The organism is Fulvivirga lutea, assembly GCF_017068455.1.
GTDB lineage: Bacteria > Bacteroidota > Bacteroidia > Cytophagales > Cyclobacteriaceae > Fulvivirga > Fulvivirga lutea.
Window position 1 is genome coordinate 3,558,137 of the sequence record NZ_CP070608.1, and the last position, 14,014, is coordinate 3,572,150.

Below are 14,014 nucleotides of genomic sequence, written 5' to 3' on the forward strand. Positions count from 1 at the left end.
TACAAACTTTGAACATAGAACATAGAACTTTAAGTATTGAACAACTACCTTTGCGCCCGATGAAATGGCTATGCCACATATTACTACTTGCTACCATGGGGTTTTTGGCTTTTGTAAGCTGCTCCGAAGAAGAAATACAGGCAGAAGGTATTGAGCCTTTTGTGACTGTGAAGTTTATTAATCAGGATAGCGTTAAAGAATTAGACACAGCTATTGCCCAAATAAATGCAGATATCAAGGTCATCGATGATAGAATTGCAGAAATAGATGCTGCCGAAAACAGGTCTGAATTGCGCGATGAAAAGGATTCATTAAATGATGTGAAATCAAGCTTAAACAAACAAAAAACAAGACTATCATCAATTCGAAGTAGGATAAACTCGGGAAAAATAATTCTATCCTCATTATCTGGTACTGGGGGAATTGATCAAATACTTTCCGCAGATAGCGCCACTCAACATCAATTTCCAATTAATTCCAACTCCACGAGTGTACGTTTTTTTACGGTTATCAACGGAAGGCTTGACACCCTAGATTTCACTTATAATCTAAGTAACGAGTTCATAGAAAATCAATTGAGAGCAATCGCCAGCAATTTAGAAGTGAATTATTTCACATTCGATTCTGTAAAACTGGTATGCGGAGATAGTACATGTATAAGCAATGAAGCAGAACTTACAGCATACTTTTAATCTGGCATTACTGCTGTTAGCGCTGCCTCTAGCTAGTTACAGTCAGGATAGCTTGCGTTTAGCAAAGCCAGATAGCATTAGAACAGTTAGAGTATTACAAGCCACTGATAGTGCCCAACTCCAAAACAAAAGCACCACTGACACTGCTAAAGTTGAATTAACTAAGGCTGCAGAACAGGAGCAGGCGAATAAAAGCAAGGCCAAGAAAGAAAAGCTTCCTAAAAGCGACACTGCCAGAATAAAAATTACGAGTGGGCCTCAGATATATATTGATTATGGAAAGCTTTTAACATTACCTTCAGAATTTGAGCAAAAATTTGAAATTGGGTTAGCATATCAGTTTAAAAATAGGTTTCAACCTAATTTTCATTTTGGTATTGCAACAATACAACCAGATGCTGCCATTGAAAATGGCGAATATACCTCCGAAGGAAGTTATTGGCGGGCGGGTGTCAACTATCTCGTTCCGCTTGATCAGATTAATAGATTATTTATTGGGGTACGGTATGCACAATCTGAATTCAACGATTCTGGAAGCTATGAGATTACCAGCGAATTATGGCCTACGTTTACCGAAAGTTTTGAACGTGATGGTTTTGCTGCCGATTGGTTTGAACTTGTGCTAGGCTCAGAAAAAATGTTTAAGAATGGCCATCTGTTATTAGGTGGTGAAGCTGGTGTTCGCTTTATCAACGAGAAAGATGAAGCAGAGTTTATTGACATCTACACTATTCCGGGTTATGGACTAACCTCCAATCAAAGCAGCCCATTTATAAATTTGTATGTCAAATATCAGTTTTAACTGATATCGTCCCAATCTTCATTCAAATGTAAAATCGCATGATGGGCTGTCATATCATATTGGCATGGCACTACTGAAACATAGTTGTTAGCAATGGCCCATTCGTCATTATCCTCACCTTTGTCGTGATTTACAAAGTTACCGGCCATCCAGAAATATCTGCGACCATTGGGATCGTGCCTTTGATCAAAATCCTCTTGCCACGTAGCATTTGCCTGTCTGCAAATCTTAATTCCTCTAATAGATTCGTTCCTCTTGGGAGGAAAGTTCACATTTAATGCTACACCTTTCGTAAGGCCTTTATCTAACACATTTTTTGCAATGCGTTTTACATATTCACTTACGTGAGATAAATCCGCATCTGAGGAGTAATCGCATAAAGAAAAGCCTATGGCAGGCAAGCCTTCCAACGAAGCTTCAATAGCAGCCGACATGGTTCCACTATACAACACACTGATTGAGGTATTACTTCCATGATTAATACCGCTTACTACTAAATCAGGTTTTCTGTCTTTTAATACAAAATGCTTGGCAATTTTAACGCAATCGGCAGGGGTTCCGCTGCATTCATAGGCCTTCACATCGCCAAACAAATCATTAGGTTCCAATCTCAAAGTATTACCTATAGTTATAGCATGCCCCATGCCGCTTTGAGGGCCATCTGGAGCGACTACTACTACCTCCCCCAGTTCTTTCATCACATTAACTAGTAATCTAATTCCCCTTGAGGTTATTCCATCATCATTGGAAACAAGTATCAGTGGTTTTGCCATTATTTATTGGATGCGTTTTTTTCTTCGAATAACGAGTTATAGTACAACACTACTTTTAATAAATCTCCCCTCCTATCCGTTCTTATTCTTTTCTGCTTTATAAATTTTTTAATCTGTTGTTCTCTATTTTTAAATATCCATTCCAGATCTCGTTTGGAGCCTCCAAACCTCTTAATCCCATCTTTGGCATCGAGAAAATAATATGTGTACACCAACTCAAGCCTACTATATGTACCAGCAATGGCATAAGGATTATTCACTACTTTATATTCAACTCTTTCCCTACTTAACAAGCTCATGGGTCGGCCTTCATGAATTACCTCAAATAGAATAGGAGCTTCATAATCGTTATTTAAAGCGTACGGCAGGGCATAAAACTCACGATACCTACTAACGGTTTTATCAAAAATCTCGAAATACAACAGTTTGCGGCCTGTCAGCGCCAAGGCAGTTCTCATGCCATCAGCAATATATTCTACAATATCCGTTTCCTGAGAATACCTGATCTGGCCTCTTAACGTATCGCCTTCTATCGAAACTATTTTACCATCATGCCATACCTGCGATGGAAACTCCTGGCCAACAGACACAAGAGTTGAGATAAAAAAGCAGAAGACCAATACGTTCTTTAACACTATTTTTTAAGGATTTGGTGACCCATTTTATCTCGCTTTGTTTCGAGATATTTATGGTTATGCTGATTAGGAGCAATCTCTATGCCGATGTTCTCCACAATTTCTAACCCATAACCAATTAAACCTACTCGCTTTTTAGGATTGTTAGAAATCAATTTAATCTTTCTCACTCCAATATCTCTAAGAATCTGTGCTCCCACACCATAATCACGTTGATCCATCTCAAAACCAAGTTTAAGATTCGCTTCTACAGTATCAAGCCCTTCTTCCTGGAGTTTATATGCCTTCAGTTTATTTACCAAGCCAATGCCTCTTCCTTCCTGATTCATGTAAATGATTACACCTTTCCCCTCTTTTTCTACCATTTCCATGGCACCGTGTAGCTGGCCTCCACAATCACATCGGCAAGAGCCAAAAATATCACCAGTAACACACGATGAGTGTACTCGCACCATGACCGTTTCGTTTTCATCCCACTCCCCTTTTACCAAAGCAATATGATTTTCTCCTGTATTTTTTTGCTGATATACATGCAATTGAAAATCACCATGCTCGGTAGGCATGTGCACATCAGAAACCTCTTTTGTGATGAGGCTTTCTTTTTCTACTCTGTACTTAATCAGGTCCTGAATACTTACCAGCTTCAAGTTGAATTTCTCAGCTACATGTACTAAGTCAGGCAACCTTGCCATGGAACCATCTTCATTCATAATCTCCACCAATACACCAGCCGGTCTAAATCCTGCAAGCCTGGCAAAATCGATAGCGGCCTCCGTGTGGCCTGCCCTTCTAAGAACTCCACCAGACTTCGCTCTAAGCGGAAATATATGACCAGGCTTACCTAATTCTTTGGGGTCAGTTTCAGGGTCTACAAGAGCCTTAATGGTCTTAAATCTGTCATGCGCAGAAATACCTGTGGTGCAGCCGTGTCCAATTAAATCAACCGATACAGTAAAAGGAGTTTCGAAGGCCGCTGTATTTTTCCCTACCATTAATTCCAGGTCTAACTCCTCACACCTGCTTTCAATTAAGGGTACACAAATTAGGCCTCTACCATGCGTAGCCATAAAGTTTACTATCTCAGGCGTAATACATTCCGCAGCACAAATAAAATCACCTTCATTCTCGCGGTCTTCATCGTCTACTACAATGATTACTTTTCCATTTTTAATGTCTTCTAACGCTTCCTCTATCGTATTCAGTTGTATGTCTTGCATGTTCTTTTTAAATATGCCGCAAAAGTAGCGGTTTTGATTGGTATTAGAAACTTACTTACTCAACACAATTGTGAGAGCAGATGTTCTTAATACCCCAAGTATTTGAACGTTATGTCAGCTAAGCTATATTTTTATAAATTTAGAGATCATGAATGTTGACGAATACCTAAAAGTAAATAGGGCGCACCAACAGGAACTCACGTTATTGAGGGGAATTTTACTTTCCTGTGGCCTGAAAGAAACAATAAAGTGGGGCATGCCTGTTTACACAATTGGCGGTAAAAATATTGTAGGTATGAGCTCCTTTAAATCTTATTTTGGCTTATGGTTCTTTCAGGGCGCACTATTAAAAGATTCTCATAATGTTCTGGTAAATGCACAGGATGGTAAAACAAAAGCCATGAGGCAATGGCGCTTTACCAATAGCACGGAAGTTGATGAGGAACTGGTAAAGAGCTATGTAATGGAGGCAATAAAAAATCAAAAAGCCGGCAAAGAAATAAAACCGGAAAGAAAGCCGTTGATTATTCCTGACTTATTAGTTGAAGCATTAAATGACGATCAGAGTTTAAAGAAAGCTTTTGAAAAGTTTACACTCTCTAAACAACGTGAATTTGCTGATTACATTAAAGATGCTAAACAGGAGCAAACCAAATTAGCTAGATTAAAGAAAATTAAACCTTACATACTTTCTGGAACAGGATTAAATGACAAATACAAAAAGTAATATCAGGCCTTATAAAAGCGAGGATTTCGATCAACTCATTTCAATTTTCAAATTAAATACACCCACTTATTTTGATCCTAAAGAAGTGGTAGATTTTGAAAACTATTTAATACAAGAGCCTGACAATCATTACGTTATTGAAAGTGATGGTGAAGTTAAAGGCTGCTGTGGCTATAAAATTGACGATAGAAATTCAGGCCACATTACATGGATATTTTTTCATCCGGATACTCAGGGAAAAGGTATGGGACAAAAAATTGTCAATTTTTGCCTCGATAAAATTGCCGAACAAGCCAATGTTCACAGTGTGGTTGTAAGAACTTCTCAGCTTGCTCATAAATTCTTTGAAAAGTTCGATTTCAAACTTGAGTATATTAAAAACGATTTTTGGGGCAAAGGCCTTGACCTTTACTATATGACTAAAGAAACTTCTTAATTAGTCAGCTCTTCTTCCTGCATTTTCATTTCACCTACTGTCATTCCCTTATCGCGTGCTTTCTTACGTTCGAGACTTGCTTCATAGGCCGATATACCATGTAATTCAGATAAGTAATCTAAATGACCCGGTGAGGTTACCACCATGATATCATCAGGCGTGATATCGCTAGGTGTTTCATAACCGCATGATTCTGCCAGCATTTGGGTTTCTTTATATAGTGAATCGGCATATTTAGCCACACGCTTAGCAGCTGCTTCAATATCTAAAGCCTTTTCTAAACGTCTATTTTGTGTGGCAATGCCTGTCGGACAATGATTTGTATGGCACTCCAATGCCTGGATGCAACCTAATGCCAACATAAAACCTCGAGCCATATAAACTGCATCCGCTCCCAAAGCCATAGCTACAGCAATCTCAATTGGTGTAGCAATTTTACCACTCGCAAAAATCACAACCTTATCACGAACACCATGACGTTTAAATGCCCAATCGGCCACAGCCAAGGCTTGTTTCATTGGTAAACCAGAATAACTACTGAGCACATATGGCGCAGCTCCCGTACCACCATCACCACCATCAATCACAATGTAGTCAGGTCCCCTACCCGGCTCCTTTTTTATCTTTTCAGCCACTGCCTCAATCTCAGAGGTGTGTCCAATTACCATTTTAATACCAGTAGGTTTCTTAGTTATATTTCTTACCCGATCAATAAAATCAAATAATCCATCTACATCGGTAAACTCTTTATGCCTGGCGGGAGCATACGCATCTTTACCCATTGGTATTTTCCTGATTTTAGAAATTTCTTCTGTTATTTTTTCTTTTAAAAGCATACCTCCTTTACCCGGCTTGGCACCTTGAGCAAGTTTTATTTCAAACATTTTCACTTGTGGATGCTGCGCCATCTCCCTTAGAAGATTATCATCCATATTTCCTTCATCATCTCTAATGCCGTATTTGGCTGTTCCAATTTGAAAGATCAAATCTCCACCACCATATTCATGACATGGGGCTAAAGAGCCTTCTCCAGTATTATGAAAAATGCCAGCCATTTGCGCTCCCTTGTTTAAGGCGGCATGTGCTCGATATGATAGCGCTCCGTACGACATAGCGCTGATATGCACAAAGTGCTTTAATTCCACTGGTTCAACTCCAGTATGCTTTCCGATAATCTTCGAATACGTTTTACCTGTTTCTTCACCCGTTTTAATAGTTGTGTTGGTAAAAGTGGCTGGCATAATTAAGGTGGTTCCTACCTTATCCATATCTATCTGGCTACCGAATCCAATGGTATTTCTTACACCGTTGGCAGTTTCGTATACCCAATTTCGTGTAATTCTATTGTATGGTGTTTCCTCCTGATCGTTTAAAAACAGGTACTGGCGCAACAATGGGCCCATTTTTACCAGCATCTTTCTTCCCCAGATCACAACAGGAAACATTCGTTGAATCGGGTTTTCCGTTTGGCGTTTATCATGAATGAATAATATAATCACCCCGATACCTAAGCCAAACAGCACAAACTCACCGGTGAGTGTAGCTGCCCATGTAAAAATACCTACACTTTCTAATGTAGCACTCTGCAAATAATACCCATAAGCTGCCGTTGCTGCGGTAGTTAATAAAAACCAAGTAATGGTATATGCATTGAATCCTTTCAAAAAAGAATTAAATGAGGGTGTGCCAGAGATGCTCTGCTGATGGAATTTTCTTTCTGAAGCCATAATATTGAGTGATTTAAACTTATAAGCTAGTAGGATATTATGAGATAATCAAGCTTAATTAGTATTAAACATGACTGTTGGGCCTTGAATCTTATAGACTATGTGCAACTTGTAGAGTAGATTTGAGAATAATCAATAAAACAAACGAGAGTGAAAGATCAAGAAATGGCTAATATGCCAACGGAGGACATAAAACAGAAAATATCGATTAATACCGGCATCAGTATAGGCTTTATAGTATTATTTGTATTTATACTTCTTTCATCAGGCTATTTGGTATTCATTAAAGGGAATATGGCATTTGTTGGTTTAATGGTAATTCCTGCATGCATGGCTCCAATTTTAATTTCAATTGGAAAAAACAATAGCAAGCTAAAAGAAGAGTTAGCCAAAAGATCTTAACACTTAAAACTGCAACTGCATTTTCTTAACTCTATCTTCTAACTTTTCTGAGGTCACTTTTTCTCTCAATCGATCTACCATAATGGGAAACGCAAATGGCGTTGGTTTTTGTGGTTCAGTAATCACTATTTTTTGATTGTTGATTCTTTCCAATGCCTGTCTGATTCGAGCTTCTTCCAATTGAAAATCCATTACTTCCTCATAGGCCTGAAGCAACAATAAGTTATCTGATTCATAATCGTTGAACACATCAAAAAATAACTGTGAAGATGACTGTATGTGTCGGTCTTTAATTTGATTTCCTGGATAACCCTTAAAAACCAATCCTGATATGGAAGCAATATCTCTGAATCGCCTTCTTCCCATCTCCACAGAATTAATACCGGCCTGAATATCTTTCCATAAATCATCAGTGGTTAAAACATCCGTTTCAATAGCTTCATAAATTGGTATTTCTTGGTCCGAGAGCAATTCAAAGCCGTAATCATTCATGGCAATGCTTAGTGATATCGGAGTAATTCGTGACAATCGCAAAGCAATGAGAGCAGCCATTCCCTCATGAACAAAACGACCTTCGAAGGGATACATGAGCACATGGTAGCCCTCATCACTCTTAAAATATTCAATTAGAAATTCTTTTTTAGTAGGTAAGTGAGAGCGCTCTTTTTGCAAATCCATTAGTGGTTTAATAAACTGTAATTCGGGGTCCTCCACCGTTGGCTTTGTTAACTCATGAAGTTTCTTTCTGAGCATAACAGAAAGTTGCGATGATAAAGGCATTCTGCCTCCTTGCCACGATGGGACAGCTTTCGCCTTCTTTTTGGTATTTCTCACCTGAACATCCATTCCCTTAATTCTTACCAATTCTAAATTTCGGCCTGCAAACCAAAATACATCTCCGGGGTTGAGCCGCGAAATAAAGTATTCCTCCACGGTGCCTATGTATTTACCGGAAGTATACTTCACCTTTAAAGAAGCATCGCTTACAATGGTACCTATAGACATCCGATGCCGCATGGCAATCCTTCGATCTGATACTTTGTATATACCATCTTCTAATTCAACTTTTCGGTATTCATCATAGGCAGATAAAGAGGCTCCACCAGTGGTTATGAAATTTAGTAACCAGTGCCATTCTTCTTCAGAAATACTATTGTATGAAAACGTTGATTTAACTTCCTTGTAAATATCTTTTGACCGAAACCCCTCAGAAACGGCCAAAGTAATAAGGTATTGAATGAGTACATCGAATGATCTCAGATATGGGATTCTATCTTCTACCAAACCCTCTCCAATGGCATTTCTAAGCGCAGCTGCCTCAATTAATTCAAGCGAATGTGTAGGTACAAAATATATTTTACTAAGTGCACCCGGAGCATGGCCGCTCCTTCCTGCCCTTTGCATGAACCTTGCCACACCTTTAGGACTACCCACCTGAATAATAGTTTCCACAGGGCGAAAATCCACACCTAAATCCAAACTAGAAGTACATACCACGGCCTTCAATTGCCCATGATACAACTGATCCTCCACCCAATCTCTTAGCTCCCTGCTAATAGAGCCATGATGCATGGCCATGATACCCGCCAACTGTGGCGCCCTCTCCAACAGTTTTTGATACCATATTTCAGCGAATGAGCGGGTATTGGTAAAAATCAGAGTACTATTACTGTTTTCGATAATCGGTATCACCTTATCGATAAGGTTTACACCCAAATGGCCTGCCCAGGGTAATTCATCCACAGATTCAGGAAAAACACTTTCTACTTCAATAGCCTTTTCTATATCCGCGCGTATCAGCTTAAACGATTTTTCATCGCCCAACAATGCTTCAATGGCCTGTTCCATATTACCGATGGTAGCAGAGATTCCCCATATACGTAAATTATCGCTCACCGATTTTAGCCTGGAAAGTGCCAGCTCCATTTGAACTCCCCTTTTTGAACCAATAAGTTCATGCCACTCATCGCAAACTATTGCCCTTAGGTTTTTAAACAAGTTGGGGTAGCCCTTTTGTGCCAGCATAAGATGAAGGCTTTCAGGGGTTGTGATCAAAAACTCAGGAGGATTCTTTTTCATCGCATTCCTCTCCTTTGTGGAGGTATCACCGGTACGAACCCCCACTTTCCACTGCATTCCCAAACCATCAATGGCTCGCTCGGTAGCATTAGCTATTTCCTTGGCCAGTGCCCTGATGGGAGTAATCCAAATTACTTGCAGGCCATTGTTTGTATCATGTAAACCATCCAACAAAGCAGGTACTACCAATGAATAAGTTTTTCCGCTGCCTGTAGGTGCATTCACCAAACCATGATTTCCTTCCAAATAAGATTCCCATGCTTCTCGCTGGAAATCAAAGACATTCCAATCTTTGGATTCGAACCACTTCGCTCCTATAGCTATTAACTCACCATTGGTCATTTGCTAAAGATAGGTATTATGCCTTTTTGATTGTCGAGTTCCAACCAATTTAGCTGTGCATGTGTCATCTTATTGAAAACATTAAATTTGTAGACATGGTTAGATTCACTTTTCTATTACTCTTAAGTGTAACTCTTTTCAGTTGCAATAAAGATGAAGAGCCTTTATTAAGTGGCGAGAAGACACTCCAAAGCGCTGATTATTTAATTTTTGGTAGATATGCAGGATTTTGTGTCGGTGAGGAATGCGTAGAGATTTTTAAGCTGGAAGATAACGTGCTTAGCGAAGACATCAACGATAATTACCCTGATTATAAAATGCCATATAATGGGAATTTTCAACCATTGACCTCTTTAAAGATGCTTGATACAGAAAACATACTAACCCAAACTCCCGCATCAATATTTGCAATTCAGGATACCATTCTAGGTTGCCCTGATTGTGCCGATGGTGGTGGCGTTTATTTTGAATACAAACAAGGTGATGTACGCAGATATTGGCTAATTGATCAAATTAAATCGAACATACCCGAGCAGATTCATCCATTAGTAGATGAAATTAACGCTATTGTAGACACTATCAATGAATAGCATTAATTCGTAAATTAGTAGAGTCATCAAACTCACTAGTTATTATGGAATTAGAATCAAACGTAGTCGGCTGGTTTGAGGTGCCAGTAAACGATATGCCTAGAGCCATTAAATTTTACGAAAAGGTATTTGACTTTAAAATTGAACGGCATGAAATGGGTGAACTGGATATGGGTTGGTTTCCATCCAATCATAAAGCCGGTGGTGCTATGGGCTCCTTAGTAAAACATCCTGACTTTTATACACCTAGCCACGAAGGTCCACTAGTATACTTTACAGCTCATTCCGGTGATTTGAATAATGAACTCAAACGAATTGAACCTGCTGGCGGAAAAGTATTAATGCCCAAAAAGCTAATTACTGAGGATATTGGCTATATGGCCATTTTCGAAGATACTGAAGGCAATAGAGTGGCTCTGCATAGCAGAGCCTAAAATTAAAATGGTGGATGAACCGGGGCATTATCTAACATTGCCTCGATTTTTTCCATCACTTCGTCCGTTAGTAAAGGAACCACTTCAAATGCCTTTAAGTTTTCTGAGAGCTGCTCATTTTTTGATGCGCCTAGTATAACAGTACTTACATCTTCGTTTTTCAGACACCAGGCTAATGCCAATAAAGGCATGGTAGTACCCAACTCTTTGGCAAACTCTGTTAACTTCTTCACTTTCTTTAGATTTTCCTCGGCTAGTAATCGGTCTTTTAACCACTCTAAGCCTTCAATTCCCAATCGGGTGTCTTTCGGAAATCCGTCATTGTATTTACCTGTTAGTATGCCCGAAGCCAATGGCGACCAGGTAGTGGTACCTAACCCCACCGTTTTATAAATTTGCTTGAATTCCACCTCTACTTTATCTCTCACCAACATGTTATACTGAGGCTGTTCCATGGTTGGACCTATCAAATTATACTGTTTGGCCACCATATGAGCCTCCATAATTTCCTGAGCGCTCCACTCAGATGTGCCCCAATACAGCACCTTCCCTTGTTGTATCAGATTATGCATACTCCAAACGGTTTCCTCAATTGGCGTTTCTTTATCGGGTCTGTGACAAAAATATAAATCGAGATAATCTACCTGCAACCTTTGCAAAGCCTGATCACACGCCTCGACAACATGTTTTCTGTTCAGTCCTTTTTGTGTTGGTTTTAAATCTCCTTTACCTCCATCTGCACCAAAAAATACTTTACTGGAAACTATATAGCTATCTCTTCTCCAGCCCATTTTTTTTAGGACCTCGCCCATCACTTCTTCAGACTTACCACCAGCATAGGCTTCGGCATTATCAAAAAAATTTATCCCATTTTCATAGGCTATCTTCATTAGACTTTCTGCGGTTGTATCGCCCACTTGTTTGCCAAATGTCAGCCATGAGCCGAATGATAACCTACTTACTTGTAATCCTGATTTACCTAATCTTTTATATTCCATTTATAAAGATGTTTTTAATTTGATTTTGTTTCTTCTGCACCTCTCACTGCAATAAATAACTTCAGACCATACTTTTGCCCACTTTTTTCGCCATGAGAATGGTTTTTGGCAAACAGGACATAATTTGGTTGGAAGATTTGGCTTACGATGCACTTATAGATTTAACACATCTGACTAATGTTAGTTCATCACTTTTTAGATGATTCTCCATATTTCAAATGAAGTACTTTTCCATCACCTACAGTCATTAACGAAATAATAAAAAGGTTATCATATTCATCTTCGTCAATCATTTTAAACTTTTCTTCACCAATGAGTTTATTTACCATAATAGGTACAGTATTCGAATGGCCAGAGAATACTATCGTCCTTCCGTACATTCCCGAAATAAGCTCAAGAATTTCATCTACAGCAAAAGGGTTATATTCTTGTATTTCTATTCGTTTAGCTTCAGCTAAAGGAGCCACCGTTTCTCGGGTTCGCTTAAATGGCGTAGTAAAAATACCATCTACAGACTGTGACTCAAGTAAGTTGCACAATGCCTTGGCTCGTTCAACACCTTCTTCAGTTAAAGAAGGATCACCATCTTCACTAAAACCCTTTTCTGCATGTCTAACAAGAATTACTGTAGTAAGTGAGTCCTGAGCCATACCATTAATAGCTAAGGCCAACGCAATGAAAATGAATACTATTTTTTTCATATGATTTTTTCTTTAAACTAATTACAAACATGAACGAATACAATTTTTATTTGATTTCATGTTGTTTCGCATTATATGCTTAATTTGGCATTCTATGAAAAGAGTATTCCTTATAGTTGTTTTAATAGTAGCGGCTTTCAACTGTCAGGCTTTCCAAAATTTAGATAGCTTGGAAAATGTACTTCAAACAGCTGTGGGCAAAGAACGCGTTGATGTACTAAATAAACTATATGCGATTTACAATCGTCTGAACCCTACAAAAGCGTTGGAGCAATCTATCCTAGCTTTGGAATTGGCCAATGAAATTAGCTACCCTAATGGAAGAGCAGCGGCACTCAATAATATCGGTGTGATTTATAAAAATCAGGGGGTATATGAAGAGGCGCTTGAATATTATATTGAGTCGTTACGAATTAGCACTGAGATTAATGATAAAGAAGCACAAGCCTCTACACTTAATAATATAGGTACTGTTTATTCTCTAAAGCGAGTATATGATAAAGCGCTAATCTATTTTATTGAGTCTTACGAGATATTTAAATCTATTGATGCCACCGGTAAGCTGGTAGATGCCATCAACAACATTGGGAATGCTTATATGGAAATGGGGCGCGAGGATTTGGCATTAGACTATTATTCAGAGGCTATGTCTTTATCTGAACTTGGTTCGCATTCGATGGAAGCTTCCAACCCTTTGAACAATGTGGGAAATGTTTATTTCTACAGAGGTGATTACTCCAATGCTTTAATTTATTATGAGCGGGCGTTAAACCTCGAAAAGCAAAGCGGTGATAAGTTAGGGCAGGCCTATGCAATGTCTAACTTAGGGTCTACCTACCTTGAGATAAAGCAATTCAATCGTTCTGAAGAATATTTGAATAACGCTTTAACCATTGCTAAAGAAGCTGGGGCTTATCCTCTATTAAGAGAAATTTACAAAACACTTTCAGCGCTATATTTTAAGAAGCGCGACTTTGAATCTGCCTATGAAGCCCGCATAAAATATGATGAGGCCAAGGATTTTGTGTTTAATGAAGAAAGCAGCCGCATGATGGCCCAGATGGAAGTGGCGGTAGAACTTCAGGAAAAGGAGAAAGAACTACAAAAACTTAAAAAAGATCAGCAAATACAAAGCTTACAGCTTGAAAATAGCAGAATAATTGTATTGCTTGCCGTAATGGGCAGCATTATTCTTTTAGCTGCAGGCATTATTATTTTCCGCTTGAAAAAACAAAATGAATAAATTAGATAGGATTTAACTTCTATTTAGAATTGAATCTTATAAATTTGAATTAATATTTAAAACACGCAATCATGGAACAATATATAGGTGACGGAGCTAGTTTATTTATTACCATAGTGGCTTGTATTATCGGGTTTCTTGCCGCAGTTGGTAAACTAGATCAAATGAAAACAGAAAAAGAAAACCCAAAAGATGACGAATAATCGCATCTGTTAA

Annotated in this window: 17 protein-coding genes; 9 read left to right on the forward strand and 8 right to left on the reverse strand. The window is 38.7% G+C overall.

Going from position 1 to position 14,014, the window contains the following annotated elements:
• Window positions 1-8: 8 nt before the first annotated feature.
• Window positions 9-692, forward strand: coding sequence for a hypothetical protein (locus JR347_RS15790; RefSeq protein WP_205721549.1), 684 nt, complete (start codon window positions 9-11; stop codon window positions 690-692).
• Window positions 664-1,494 (forward strand): DUF6048 family protein, encoded by an 831-nt coding sequence (locus tag JR347_RS15795; RefSeq protein WP_205721550.1) that lies wholly within the window; start codon window positions 664-666, stop codon window positions 1,492-1,494. The genes JR347_RS15790 and JR347_RS15795 overlap by 29 nt, the downstream gene beginning before the upstream one ends.
• On the opposite strand, the gene surE is transcribed toward JR347_RS15795, so the two are convergent.
• Genes surE through JR347_RS15810 form a run of 3 tightly spaced genes read right to left on the reverse strand, consistent with a single transcriptional unit; the run spans window position 1,491 to window position 4,119 of the window.
• On the reverse strand, window positions 1,491-2,267 hold the full coding sequence (surE, locus tag JR347_RS15800; protein ID WP_205721551.1) for a 5'/3'-nucleotidase SurE: 777 nt from the start codon (window positions 2,265-2,267) through the stop codon (window positions 1,491-1,493). The genes JR347_RS15795 and surE overlap by 4 nt on opposite strands.
• Window positions 2,267-2,902, reverse strand: coding sequence for a hypothetical protein (locus JR347_RS15805; RefSeq protein ID WP_205721552.1), 636 nt, complete (start codon window positions 2,900-2,902; stop codon window positions 2,267-2,269). Before JR347_RS15805 ends, surE begins: the two co-directional genes overlap by 1 nt.
• Window positions 2,902-4,119 carry a bifunctional 3,4-dihydroxy-2-butanone-4-phosphate synthase/GTP cyclohydrolase II gene (locus JR347_RS15810; protein WP_205721553.1) on the reverse strand — a complete coding sequence of 406 codons (1,218 nt, stop codon included), beginning with the start codon at window positions 4,117-4,119 and terminating at the stop codon, window positions 2,902-2,904. The genes JR347_RS15805 and JR347_RS15810 overlap by 1 nt, the downstream gene beginning before the upstream one ends.
• A gap of 148 nt (window positions 4,120-4,267) precedes the next feature.
• On the opposite strand from JR347_RS15810, the gene JR347_RS15815 reads away from it, so the two are divergent.
• A complete protein-coding gene (locus JR347_RS15815; RefSeq protein ID WP_205721554.1) occupies window positions 4,268-4,846 on the forward strand; it encodes a YdeI/OmpD-associated family protein in 579 nt (192 codons plus the stop codon).
• Complete coding sequence (locus JR347_RS15820; RefSeq protein WP_205721555.1) at window positions 4,827-5,282, forward strand: GNAT family N-acetyltransferase; 456 nt, start codon at window positions 4,827-4,829, stop codon at window positions 5,280-5,282. The genes JR347_RS15815 and JR347_RS15820 overlap by 20 nt, the downstream gene beginning before the upstream one ends.
• On the opposite strand, the gene JR347_RS15825 is transcribed toward JR347_RS15820, so the two are convergent.
• Window positions 5,279-7,009, reverse strand: a complete 1,731-nt coding sequence (locus JR347_RS15825) for an FMN-binding glutamate synthase family protein (protein WP_205721556.1) — start codon at window positions 7,007-7,009, stop codon at window positions 5,279-5,281. The genes JR347_RS15820 and JR347_RS15825 overlap by 4 nt on opposite strands.
• Window positions 7,010-7,159: 150 nt before the next feature.
• On the opposite strand from JR347_RS15825, the gene JR347_RS15830 reads away from it, so the two are divergent.
• On the forward strand, window positions 7,160-7,411 hold the full coding sequence (locus tag JR347_RS15830; RefSeq protein WP_205721557.1) for a hypothetical protein: 252 nt from the start codon (window positions 7,160-7,162) through the stop codon (window positions 7,409-7,411).
• A gap of 3 nt (window positions 7,412-7,414) precedes the next feature.
• Here JR347_RS15830 and JR347_RS15835 read toward each other — a convergent pair whose 3' ends face one another.
• Complete coding sequence (locus JR347_RS15835; protein WP_205721558.1) at window positions 7,415-9,832, reverse strand: ligase-associated DNA damage response DEXH box helicase; 2,418 nt, start codon at window positions 9,830-9,832, stop codon at window positions 7,415-7,417.
• Between the two features lie 95 nt (window positions 9,833-9,927).
• Here JR347_RS15835 and JR347_RS15840 point away from each other — a divergent pair, with 95 nt between their 5' ends.
• Window positions 9,928-10,422: a hypothetical protein gene (locus tag JR347_RS15840; RefSeq protein ID WP_205721559.1), complete on the forward strand. Its 495-nt coding sequence runs from the start codon at window positions 9,928-9,930 to the stop codon at window positions 10,420-10,422.
• Window positions 10,423-10,466: 44 nt separating this feature from the next.
• The gene (locus tag JR347_RS15845; protein ID WP_205721560.1) at window positions 10,467-10,856 is read left to right on the forward strand and encodes a VOC family protein; all 390 of its coding nucleotides are present in this window, start codon (window positions 10,467-10,469) and stop codon (window positions 10,854-10,856) included.
• A 2-nt stretch (window positions 10,857-10,858) separates the two neighbouring features.
• Here the strand turns inward: JR347_RS15845 and JR347_RS15850 are convergent, their stop codons facing one another.
• The 3 genes from JR347_RS15850 to JR347_RS15860 are packed head-to-tail and all read right to left on the reverse strand — an operon-like array spanning window position 10,859 to window position 12,555.
• On the reverse strand, window positions 10,859-11,854 hold the full coding sequence (locus JR347_RS15850) for a potassium channel beta subunit family protein (RefSeq protein WP_205721561.1): 996 nt from the start codon (window positions 11,852-11,854) through the stop codon (window positions 10,859-10,861).
• Window positions 11,855-12,007, reverse strand: coding sequence for a DUF2256 domain-containing protein (locus tag JR347_RS15855; RefSeq protein WP_205721562.1), 153 nt, complete (start codon window positions 12,005-12,007; stop codon window positions 11,855-11,857).
• Between the two features lie 35 nt (window positions 12,008-12,042).
• Complete coding sequence (locus JR347_RS15860; RefSeq protein WP_205721563.1) at window positions 12,043-12,555, reverse strand: SixA phosphatase family protein; 513 nt, start codon at window positions 12,553-12,555, stop codon at window positions 12,043-12,045.
• A gap of 94 nt (window positions 12,556-12,649) precedes the next feature.
• Between JR347_RS15860 and JR347_RS15865 the strand changes: the two genes are divergently transcribed.
• Both JR347_RS15865 and JR347_RS18420 read left to right on the forward strand, forming a co-directional pair.
• Window positions 12,650-13,798 (forward strand): tetratricopeptide repeat protein, encoded by a 1,149-nt coding sequence (locus JR347_RS15865; RefSeq protein WP_205721564.1) that lies wholly within the window; start codon window positions 12,650-12,652, stop codon window positions 13,796-13,798.
• Between the two features lie 71 nt (window positions 13,799-13,869).
• On the forward strand, window positions 13,870-14,001 hold the full coding sequence (locus JR347_RS18420; protein WP_262897026.1) for a hypothetical protein: 132 nt from the start codon (window positions 13,870-13,872) through the stop codon (window positions 13,999-14,001).
• The last annotated feature ends 13 nt before the right edge of the window (window positions 14,002-14,014 follow it).

Excerpts from the sequence above, each read along its gene's own strand:
- JR347_RS15860 (WP_205721563.1), bottom strand. The coding sequence starts at position 12,555 with ATGAAAAAAATAGTATTCATTTTCATTGCGTTGGCCTTAGCTATTAAT.
- surE (WP_205721551.1), bottom strand. The coding sequence starts at position 2,267 with ATGGCAAAACCACTGATACTTGTTTCCAATGATGATGGAATAACCTCA.
- JR347_RS15835 (WP_205721558.1), bottom strand. The coding sequence starts at position 9,832 with ATGACCAATGGTGAGTTAATAGCTATAGGAGCGAAGTGGTTCGAATCC.
- JR347_RS15820 (WP_205721555.1), top strand. The coding sequence starts at position 4,827 with ATGACAAATACAAAAAGTAATATCAGGCCTTATAAAAGCGAGGATTTC.
- JR347_RS18420 (WP_262897026.1), top strand. The coding sequence starts at position 13,870 with ATGGAACAATATATAGGTGACGGAGCTAGTTTATTTATTACCATAGTG.
- JR347_RS15815 (WP_205721554.1), top strand. The coding sequence starts at position 4,268 with ATGAATGTTGACGAATACCTAAAAGTAAATAGGGCGCACCAACAGGAA.
- JR347_RS15840 (WP_205721559.1), top strand. The coding sequence starts at position 9,928 with ATGGTTAGATTCACTTTTCTATTACTCTTAAGTGTAACTCTTTTCAGT.
- JR347_RS15810 (WP_205721553.1), bottom strand. The coding sequence starts at position 4,119 with ATGCAAGACATACAACTGAATACGATAGAGGAAGCGTTAGAAGACATT.
- JR347_RS15865 (WP_205721564.1), top strand. The coding sequence starts at position 12,650 with ATGAAAAGAGTATTCCTTATAGTTGTTTTAATAGTAGCGGCTTTCAAC.
- JR347_RS15850 (WP_205721561.1), bottom strand. The coding sequence starts at position 11,854 with ATGGAATATAAAAGATTAGGTAAATCAGGATTACAAGTAAGTAGGTTA.
- JR347_RS15845 (WP_205721560.1), top strand. The coding sequence starts at position 10,467 with ATGGAATTAGAATCAAACGTAGTCGGCTGGTTTGAGGTGCCAGTAAAC.
- JR347_RS15795 (WP_205721550.1), top strand. The coding sequence starts at position 664 with ATGAAGCAGAACTTACAGCATACTTTTAATCTGGCATTACTGCTGTTA.
- JR347_RS15825 (WP_205721556.1), bottom strand. The coding sequence starts at position 7,009 with ATGGCTTCAGAAAGAAAATTCCATCAGCAGAGCATCTCTGGCACACCC.